This is a genomic window from Arthrobacter sp. TJ-270 (assembly GCF_058269075.1).
This window is the reverse complement of record NZ_JBZCNB010000003.1, coordinates 367,560-375,677: the sequence shown is the minus strand read 5'-3', so window position 1 is coordinate 375,677 and position 8,118 is coordinate 367,560. Positions and strand designations below refer to the sequence as shown.

The window sequence follows — 8,118 nt, the reverse complement described above, 5'->3', positions numbered from 1 at the left end:
CTTCAACCGGTCGTCCTGGCCCAGATACCTACCCGAGCGAGGCCGCTCCGCAACAGGGAACCGGCCTCCAGCTGCTTTGATCCACCGATATCCCTGAGTCCTATGCACCTCCACAGCCTCACACGCTGCCCCGGCCGTGTAGCCCTGCCGGAGGAGCTCCCAGAACCGATCCTGTCGATTTCTCGAAGCCTGATTTCCTCCCATAGCAACACCTCATCAAATAGGTGTTGCGACGACCCCTTGAGGCCAACCTAGGATTGCAACACACTAGGACGAGACAACCCCACTCCCCCGCCACTACTACTTCCTCTATGTCTTGCTACCCTGTCTCCTAAGTAGGAGCATTCCTTCGTGACTGAGAAGTAGGTTGCGAGACCATTTGGGACCAATCGACATAGAGGAGCCGCATGGGCAAGCTCATCGGGTACGCGCGGGTATCAACTCGCGTCCAGGACACCGACCGGCAAGTCGCCGACCTACTCGCCGCCGGCGTCCGCCGCGATGACCTGCACATCGACCACGGCGTCAGCGGTGCTCATGCGCGGAGGCCCCAGTTCGACAAAGCCCTCGACGCACTACATGAAGGTGACACCCTGATCGTCACCACACTCGATCGCCTCGGCCGCTCCACTTCCAACATGCTCGCGCTGGCCGATGAACTTCGAGCTCAAAAGGTGAACCTGCGCGTCCTGAACCTCGGCGGCGGGAACGTCGACACTGGCACCCCCATGGGATCCATGGTCTTCACCGTCATGGCTGCCCTGTCGCAGATGGAGCTCGAGATCAAACGCGAACGCGTCAACGACTCCAACACCAAACGCCGCACCGCCGGGCTCGACCTCGGCGGACGACGACCGATCTTCAGCGACAGCCAAATCGCCAACGCCCGCCGACTCATCGAACAAGGCCAACCCGCTTCCCACGTCGCCCGCGACCTCGGCATGTCGAGAGCCACCCTGTACCGGCGAATCGCCAACCTCGACGCACAGCAATGGGTGACTAGCTTCCCAGGGAATGATGACGCCTCCGCAGCTGTCTGATGCCTCATATCTAAACCTCTGCACACATCCGTTGCAAAGACCGGAAACCGGCTGTCGGTGACGGTCGAATAGTGAGCCATTGTGAACCTGCGAAGGGCCAGTCGATCGCAGGCGTTACTCCTTCGACTCATTCGAGGGCGAATCATCAAGGAGCTGATTGGTGATACGCATAAACTCGCGCTCCAGGTACCCGCTCTCATACTGAGCTGTCCTCTGATGCTAGTGCTCTGACTCGATCGTTGAGAGCAACGCCTCCAGCACAAGCCGAATATATGTCCCACGGCGGTCAGTGAACGGCCAGGGCATCGAGGCGCTTGATGATCGCCGCTGGTAGACGGACGGACACTACTCTCCCGGATGGATGAGGTGGTTGTTTTCGAGTCACCATCAGCTACTCCTCTGTCGGGTAAATAATGTTTACCTCTCACTGGTGACACTCGGGCCGGCACCTGGTGCGCAGCCGGACACGAATTCCACCCAGCGACAAAACCCAATAGCAGAGCACAAGCGAGTGCTTGAGATCGCGCTCGGCCTTCGACACCCGGGCGCGACCCCTTCCAGAGCGACCGATCGAGCAGGTCAGAAGGGGTGGTGCTCTCAACCAGTCACCACTTCACGGTCAATTCGGCCTATTGATGCCATCGAGGCACGACCATCGGATTTGCTACAGGTAGCTGACTGGGGCTGGCACCGTCTCCTGGGTCAAGTTTGAGATGAGTGTGAGGGCGAGGTCACTGACGCCAATAAGTTCATCCCGGGAAGCACCGAGTTCTGCGCGGGCGGAAAGGCCTTGCCATACGGTCTGCACGAATTCGGCAAGCACGGAGGCGTCCACATCACTTGCAAGGGTGCCGTCGAGGGTAGCTTGTTCGAGCCGGCGGCGCAGGCGGGCTTCATCAGATCGCTGTAAGTCAGCAACGAAGGCCCGAACATCAAGGGTGGTTGAAGTGTCGGACATGACCGCGCTGCCGGTCAGGCAACCAGGATGCCCCTCTTCCGTCCGCGTGAACTCGACTACTGATTCAAGAAAAAGCCGCCGGATCATGCTGATCACCATCGGTTCCTGCAGAGCCCGATCGTAGATCGCACTGTAACGCAGAGCATAGGTACGAACTGCCTCATCGAAAAGATCAGCCTTCGTTCCGAAGGCGGCGTAAAGGCTCGAACTTGAAATCCCGAGCGCAGTCGTAAGCATGCGGGTAGAGGTGCCCGAGAAACCATGCATCCAGAACAGGTGTGCCGCCTGACGCAGCGCGGCGTCCCGATCGAACTCTCGTGGTCGTCCTGCCGCTCGTGATCCCATATTGACGATTCTAGATCAAATGCACCAGAATCAGGAATATGGAGCTAACGATTCAGAAATCTGTTGCGGTTGACAGCAGCTGGGTAAGCGTTGATGTGTACGGGGAGGAAGACGGACCTGCGATCGTGGTGCTCCCCGGTGTTATGGCCGATGCCGCCGGCTGGGCTGCAGTAGCGCAACACCTGGAGGGTTGGAGCACAGTTGCGGTTATTAACCGGCGGGGCCGCAAGCCTTCAGGTCCGCTGACAAGTACGTACGACATCCAGACTGAGGTTCGTGATGCCGAGGCGGTCCTCCACGGGTTCTCCGACGTGCGAACGCTTTTTGGTTGGAGCTATGGCGGACTCATCTCACTGCACCTCACGCATACCGTTCCGGTGCCGCACCTGATCGTCTACGAGCCGATCATGGCTCCTTTTGGTGTGTCGGCACTGCCGGATCTGAAGAGCGCCCACGATGCCGGCGACCTTGACCGCAGTGTCGAGACTGCCCTGGCGCAAGTCACAGGCATGTCCGGTGAGGTAATCGAGTCCTTGCGATCGAACAGCGCACTATGGGCCGGGATGAAAGATGTCAGCTCCTCGCTCTACAACGAGACGCAGTCGCTGAATGATGCACCACAGCCAGAAGAGTTCGCGGGTCGGGCCGCACGGATCGACCTCATCGTAGGCGGGCGGAACCTGGGCAAGGCGCCGTATGGGACGACCTTCGACGACGTGGCCCGCCGCACCCCACGCGGCGTTGTGCATGAGCTGCCCGGACAGGCCCACTTGGCGCATGTGGAGGGTCCCGATCAGCTGGCTGCACTGGTAAACCACCTCCACACCACGACGGCTTAGCCCAACCTCATAAGACGGAGGCGCACATGATTCCTCGCATTGATCGGAAATCCTTCGCGCAGGTAGCAGCTCGCGCTGGCATTCCGTCAGCCGATCACGACGCTCTGCAGCCCGCCCTCGATACCGTGCTGACGATCGTTGACCCGATTATGGAGGATCAGGGGCGGCCAGCTATGCCAAACAGCGTTACCCCACCGGCCCTTTCACCTGACGATCCTTTCAATGCTTTCGTGCGTCGCTGTGAGATACCGCCGACCGGGACTGGGCTGCTGGATGGTGCCCGGGTCGCGGTCAAGGACGCGATAGGGATCGCGGGACTCCCGCTCACCGGCGGCTCCTCCGTCCTGCAGGGCCTCATCCCTACCGAACACAGCACTGTCGTGCAGCGCGTGCTCGATGCTGGTGGGACGGTCGTGGGTATGACGAATATGGATGCGTTCGGCTTTTCGGGCGGTGGGGAGTCCAGCAGCTACGGCCCCACGCTGAACCCGGCTGGACACCACCAGATTTGAGGGCGGATCTTCCGGTGGCAGCGCTGCGGCCCTGCACTACCCGGATGTTGACCTGGGAACGAGTTACTCGGGCGGCCATGTCCTCGCTGTTGCCGCGGCTGACCCAAGAGTTCGATGCGTCGTCGCGCAGACACCCACCATCAACGGCCGTAGTAACCTGCAGCAGCGGCTCTCCCCCGTGCGACTTCTTGAGCAGCAGCGCACCTGGGCACAAGACAGGCTGGACCGCGCGCGCGGCATGCCGGCCAGAACAGTACCGGCAGGGTCATCGGCGGCCGACCGGTACATTGACTCGTTACCGCCCCATGCACGTGAAAGCTACCGACCATTTGTGACCCAGCGGAGCCAGGAGTGGTACTTCGCCTACGCACCCGGGACCGCCATGCCCAACATCGCGCCGACTCCCCTTCTCGTCATCGTCGCCAGTAACGACCAGACCACCCCGGCAGCCGACGCTATCAATGCCTTCCATATGGCCCGTCAGCCGAAACAGTTGCTCGAGCTGCTTGGTGGACACTTCGACGTCTACCTTGACTTTTACAAGCAGAGCGCTAGAGCCGCCGCGCAATGGTTCACCCAGCACCTCTCCCACGTCTCGCAGGATGACCTGTCGGCATAGTGACTGACGGACCCTCTGCTGCTAACCACCAAGAGGAAGGAGTGGAAGGCAGCTAAGGCAGTGCGCATCTCGGGGGACCTGACACGGAGATGATGGCCGGCGTCGACGCACCCCAGATCGACCCGGCGGACGTGGCCAAAGCAAGCCTCACCGGGTCGAGACCGGAGCGATCGAGGTACTCGTCGATGAGCCGAGTCGTTTCATCAAAACCGCCTCCCTCGCCGGAGACCCTGCCCACCTCTACGGGTGAAAAACCCCTCACCTAAAGTCCTACCCGGGAAATCCCTTGCGTCCCCTCGGCCGCTATCGTCGACGACCTTTAAGAAGTAGTGAGGACGATGATCCTGGTGAGTTCGGCTATAGCTTCTTCTGGTGGCAGTGAGTGGCGTGATGCGGCGTGGGACAGAGCTTCCGCTGCTCCAAACATTGCAGTCATGGCAGCTGCCGAGACTGTGCCGCCTTGCATGAAGTCGCTAAGGGCGCTGCGGCAGAGCTCGAGGTACGCCATTTCGGTCTCGTGCTTGAGCTGTTCCAGGGCAGGAGAGCCTTCGAGTGCACCGAGGATGCCAGCCAAATCACGTCCGTGCTCGACGACGCACTCCACGTGAGACCGAGCGATCGCAGCTGCTTGGCCGCGCAGAGTGTCTTCAGCGCTGGCAAGACTATCCATGAGCTTCTGAGTCTGCTGAGCATCGAACCCACGGTATAAAGCAACCAGCAGGGCGGAGCGTGAATCAAAATGGTCATACACGACGGGTTTGGTGACACCGGCCTGCTCAGCGAGACGTCCGAGCGTCAGAGTATCCACACCGCCGTTCTCAGCGATGGACCACGCGACGGCCAACAACTGTTCCCGTCGCTCGCCCTTCCGCATCTTCACTGCCATCATGCCCCTTCTCCGTTCAAGCGAAACGGCTCCTACTTCTAGTAGCTTACTATGAGTAACCTACACATAGTAGGTTGAGTTTCGATCATTGGGAGATCTCATGTCCAGAGCACTGATTGTCATTGCCCACCCGGATCAGGAGTCCTTGACTCACCGCGTGGCGAAGGAGCTTCAGGTGTCCCTCGAGCGACTCGGAGTGTCGAGTGAGGTCGCAGATCTCTCAGCTGAGGGCTTCGATCCGCGATTCACTTACGCGGACCGGTCGTCGTACCAACAGGTCACACCGACGCCAGGTGATGTGGTCACCGAGCAAGAGCGACTTGATCGAGCTGATCATGTGTTCCTCGTGTTCCCGGTCTATTGGTGGTCGATGCCTGCCCTACTCAAAGGATGGATCGATCGCGTGTTCATCAACGGCTGGGCCTTCGAACAGGCCGAAGGAGGCTCATTGATGCCGAAACTAGATCGACTGTCCATCGACCTCATTCCCATCGCGGGAAGTGACGCCAGCGCATACGAACGACATGGCTACCGCGCGTCGATCAGCGCACAGATCGAACACGGGATCGTCGACTTCTGCGGGGCCAAGCGCGGAACAACCACCTACATGTACGACTCCGAAACGAAGGACTCATCCGTGATTGCGAGCGAGGTAAGCCAGCTTGTCCGCGATATAGCGCTGAGAACGACCCAACAAACGTTCAGTACAACATCCAGGAGCTAGTGCTCATCACATCTGAAATCCAGATTCAAAGCATCAAGCACCGGTTCTGGTTGTCCCCCGCCCTGTCCAGCAGACCCGTTGGCAGTAGGGGCCTTAGGCAGAAGTAAGGCGCGTTGATCATTCTGTAGAGCACCGGCCGTGGGGAGTTTGGTTTGATGGCGATGTTCAGCGTCTGGGCGACGAGATAGCCGATCGAGACGACGAACCTGAAGATGATGCCGCCACAGAGCGCATCGATAGCGAGGGCGCGCAGCAAGATCGCGGCGGTCTTGATCGCGAGCAGGCTCGCGATCAAGAGCCCAACACTTGAAGATTGCGCCGGGCTTGGGGAACTCGCAACTTTCGTTACCCAGTGCAGCTTTGTATGGCTTGCTGACGACGGCGGTGAAGTAGACGCCCCCGAGCACGGCAAGAACGATGGTGACGGCGATGACCGCGATGACGGCAAGCCGGTCGATGTCGAACAGGACAGTGAGCACCGGCATGACTCAACGATAAAGCTGATCCGGACAGGCGAAGGTCGCGGCGCAGGTGGTTCAACCCACGCCGCGGCAGTAGCGCACTCAGGCGGCGGTGACGCTGACGCTCCAAGTGACACCGAAGCGGTCGGTGAGCATTCCGAAACCGGCGCTCCATGCCGATGCGGCCAGCGGTTCGACGATCACAGCGTCGACTGCCAGTGCATCCCAGTAGCCCTGGAGCTCATCGAGGGAGTCCGAACCGACCGAGATGAACAACGCCTGGTTCGTAAGGGTGGCGTTGTTCTCGCGGCGGGTCGAGCCACCGCCGGCGATTGAGCCTTCGGTCTGGCCGGGGATGTCGTAGCCCATCACACGGAAGCCGTTCTCCGAGGCGACGAGACCGAATACCACCTTGTCGGCGCCGGGCAGTTCGGCCGGCATACCGAAGTCCGCGTAGGTATTGATGACGGTGTGCCCACCGAATATAAACTCGTAAAACTCCAGCGCCTGGCGCGCATCGCCACGGAAGTTGAGGTGGGTGGTTGTCTGAATAGTCATTGTTGCTCCTTGATAAGGTCGGCCCCGATCGGCCCGATGAATCCACTCTCACACCCGTATAGGTCATATATGGTCCTAGACCGAATCTAGAGTGGAAAGCATGACGACAACATCGCGACTGCTCAACCTGTTGTCGCTACTGCAGGCGCGCCGGGTCTGGTCGGGGTCACTCCTGGCATCCCGGCTGAACATCAGCGATCGCACGATCCGCCGGGATATCGACCGTCTGAGGGAAATGGGTTACAGCATCCAGGCCACCATGGGCCCGGACGGCGGATACCGCCTCGATGCCGGCAGCGAGCTACCACCGCTCCTGTTCGATGATGATCAGACGGTCGCCATTGCTATCGCCCTGCAGGCAGCTCCTTCCGTCGGCGCTGGAATCGAAGAAGCCGCGATCCGCGCCCTCGGCACCATCCGTCAAGTGATGCCCTCGCGGCTCCGACATCGCCTCGACGCGCTCGAGGTCACCACCATTGGTCGTCCCGGCGACGCACCACTGGCAACCATGTCACTCGACATGCTCGTCACACTCGCAAACACCATCCGCGACCGACAGACCGTCCGCTTCGACTACACGGCCCGCGCCGCTGACACTCCTACACAAGCTCCTGCCGGAACCCCCACCAATACCCACGATCAACAGCCACGACCGCCCCGCCGCACGGAGCCGCACCACCTGGTTACCTCTCATGGGCGGTGGTACCTCGTTGGGTGGGACCTCGACCGCGACGACTGGCGCCTCTACAGCGTCGACCGAGTCCACCCGCGCGCACCCCTCGGCCCCCGCTTCACTCCACGCACGGTACCCGGTGGTGATGTCAACGACTTCGTCTCCGCCCGCTTCAAAGGGTCCGACATCAATACATGGCCATGCCACGGCACTGTCATCCTCCACACCCCCGCACGGAACGTCCTTCCATTCGCCGGCGATGGAACAGTCATCGCCATCACGGAGCACAGCTGCACCCTTGAAGCTGGCTCCTGGTCCTGGGGCGCGCTAGCCGCCTCGTTCGGAAGGTTTGAGGTACCGATGGACGTGATTGGTCCCCCCGAGCTCGCTTCCGCCTTCGCCACCCTTGCCGAGCGGTACAAACAAACCAGCAGGACCGACCGAACCCCCCTCAAATGATCCTACGGATGCCGAGGATCAGGCCGACGAGGGCGACGACGTCC

General features: G+C 60.6%; 11 protein-coding genes. 6 read left to right on the top strand and 5 right to left on the bottom strand.

The genetic code is table 11. The annotated features are described in order from the left end of the window. The first annotated feature begins 407 nt into the window (after positions 1-407). Positions 408-1,040 carry a recombinase family protein gene (locus AC4D2M_RS09080; protein WP_490891381.1) on the top strand — a complete coding sequence of 211 codons (633 nt, stop codon included), beginning with the start codon at positions 408-410 and terminating at the stop codon, positions 1,038-1,040. 664 nt (positions 1,041-1,704) lie between these two features. Here the strand turns inward: AC4D2M_RS09080 and AC4D2M_RS09075 are convergent. Beyond that, positions 1,705-2,343: a TetR/AcrR family transcriptional regulator gene (locus AC4D2M_RS09075; protein WP_490891379.1), complete on the bottom strand. Its 639-nt coding sequence runs from the start codon at positions 2,341-2,343 to the stop codon at positions 1,705-1,707. 38 nt (positions 2,344-2,381) lie between these two features. On the opposite strand from AC4D2M_RS09075, the gene AC4D2M_RS09070 reads away from it, so the two are divergent. From AC4D2M_RS09070 to AC4D2M_RS09060, 3 genes are all read left to right on the top strand, one after another. Then, entirely contained in the window at positions 2,382-3,182 is an 801-nt protein-coding gene (locus AC4D2M_RS09070; RefSeq protein WP_490891378.1) for an alpha/beta fold hydrolase, read from the top strand. A 26-nt stretch (positions 3,183-3,208) separates the two neighbouring features. Next, complete coding sequence (locus AC4D2M_RS09065) at positions 3,209-3,694, top strand: amidase family protein (RefSeq protein ID WP_490891376.1); 486 nt, start codon at positions 3,209-3,211, stop codon at positions 3,692-3,694. A 331-nt stretch (positions 3,695-4,025) separates the two neighbouring features. Further along, entirely contained in the window at positions 4,026-4,313 is a 288-nt protein-coding gene (locus AC4D2M_RS09060; RefSeq protein WP_490891374.1) for a hypothetical protein, read from the top strand. Between the two features lie 52 nt (positions 4,314-4,365). On the opposite strand, the gene AC4D2M_RS09055 is transcribed toward AC4D2M_RS09060, so the two are convergent. Next, entirely contained in the window at positions 4,366-4,575 is a 210-nt protein-coding gene (locus AC4D2M_RS09055) for a hypothetical protein (RefSeq protein WP_490891373.1), read from the bottom strand. Between the two features lie 57 nt (positions 4,576-4,632). Beyond that, complete coding sequence (locus AC4D2M_RS09050) at positions 4,633-5,202, bottom strand: TetR/AcrR family transcriptional regulator (protein WP_490891372.1); 570 nt, start codon at positions 5,200-5,202, stop codon at positions 4,633-4,635. 97 nt (positions 5,203-5,299) lie between these two features. Between AC4D2M_RS09050 and AC4D2M_RS09045 the strand changes: the two genes are divergently transcribed. Continuing rightward, positions 5,300-5,923 (top strand): NAD(P)H-dependent oxidoreductase, encoded by a 624-nt coding sequence (locus AC4D2M_RS09045; protein WP_490891371.1) that lies wholly within the window; start codon positions 5,300-5,302, stop codon positions 5,921-5,923. Here the strand turns inward: AC4D2M_RS09045 and AC4D2M_RS09040 are convergent. Beyond that, positions 5,920-6,408, bottom strand: coding sequence for a hypothetical protein (locus tag AC4D2M_RS09040; protein WP_490891370.1), 489 nt, complete (start codon positions 6,406-6,408; stop codon positions 5,920-5,922). The genes AC4D2M_RS09045 and AC4D2M_RS09040 overlap by 4 nt on opposite strands. A gap of 78 nt (positions 6,409-6,486) precedes the next feature. Beyond that, positions 6,487-6,942 (bottom strand): VOC family protein, encoded by a 456-nt coding sequence (locus AC4D2M_RS09035; RefSeq protein ID WP_490891368.1) that lies wholly within the window; start codon positions 6,940-6,942, stop codon positions 6,487-6,489. A 100-nt stretch (positions 6,943-7,042) separates the two neighbouring features. Between AC4D2M_RS09035 and AC4D2M_RS09030 the strand changes: the two genes are divergently transcribed. Further along, positions 7,043-8,074, top strand: a complete 1,032-nt coding sequence (locus AC4D2M_RS09030; RefSeq protein WP_490891366.1) for a helix-turn-helix transcriptional regulator — start codon at positions 7,043-7,045, stop codon at positions 8,072-8,074. Positions 8,075-8,118: the final 44 nt, after the last annotated feature.

Excerpts from the sequence above, each read along its gene's own strand:
- AC4D2M_RS09080 (WP_490891381.1), top strand. The coding sequence starts at position 408 with ATGGGCAAGCTCATCGGGTACGCGCGGGTATCAACTCGCGTCCAGGAC.
- AC4D2M_RS09075 (WP_490891379.1), bottom strand. The coding sequence starts at position 2,343 with ATGGGATCACGAGCGGCAGGACGACCACGAGAGTTCGATCGGGACGCC.
- AC4D2M_RS09030 (WP_490891366.1), top strand. The coding sequence starts at position 7,043 with ATGACGACAACATCGCGACTGCTCAACCTGTTGTCGCTACTGCAGGCG.
- AC4D2M_RS09050 (WP_490891372.1), bottom strand. The coding sequence starts at position 5,202 with ATGATGGCAGTGAAGATGCGGAAGGGCGAGCGACGGGAACAGTTGTTG.
- AC4D2M_RS09035 (WP_490891368.1), bottom strand. The coding sequence starts at position 6,942 with ATGACTATTCAGACAACCACCCACCTCAACTTCCGTGGCGATGCGCGC.
- AC4D2M_RS09045 (WP_490891371.1), top strand. The coding sequence starts at position 5,300 with ATGTCCAGAGCACTGATTGTCATTGCCCACCCGGATCAGGAGTCCTTG.
- AC4D2M_RS09065 (WP_490891376.1), top strand. The coding sequence starts at position 3,209 with ATGATTCCTCGCATTGATCGGAAATCCTTCGCGCAGGTAGCAGCTCGC.
- AC4D2M_RS09070 (WP_490891378.1), top strand. The coding sequence starts at position 2,382 with ATGGAGCTAACGATTCAGAAATCTGTTGCGGTTGACAGCAGCTGGGTA.
- AC4D2M_RS09040 (WP_490891370.1), bottom strand. The coding sequence starts at position 6,408 with ATGCCGGTGCTCACTGTCCTGTTCGACATCGACCGGCTTGCCGTCATC.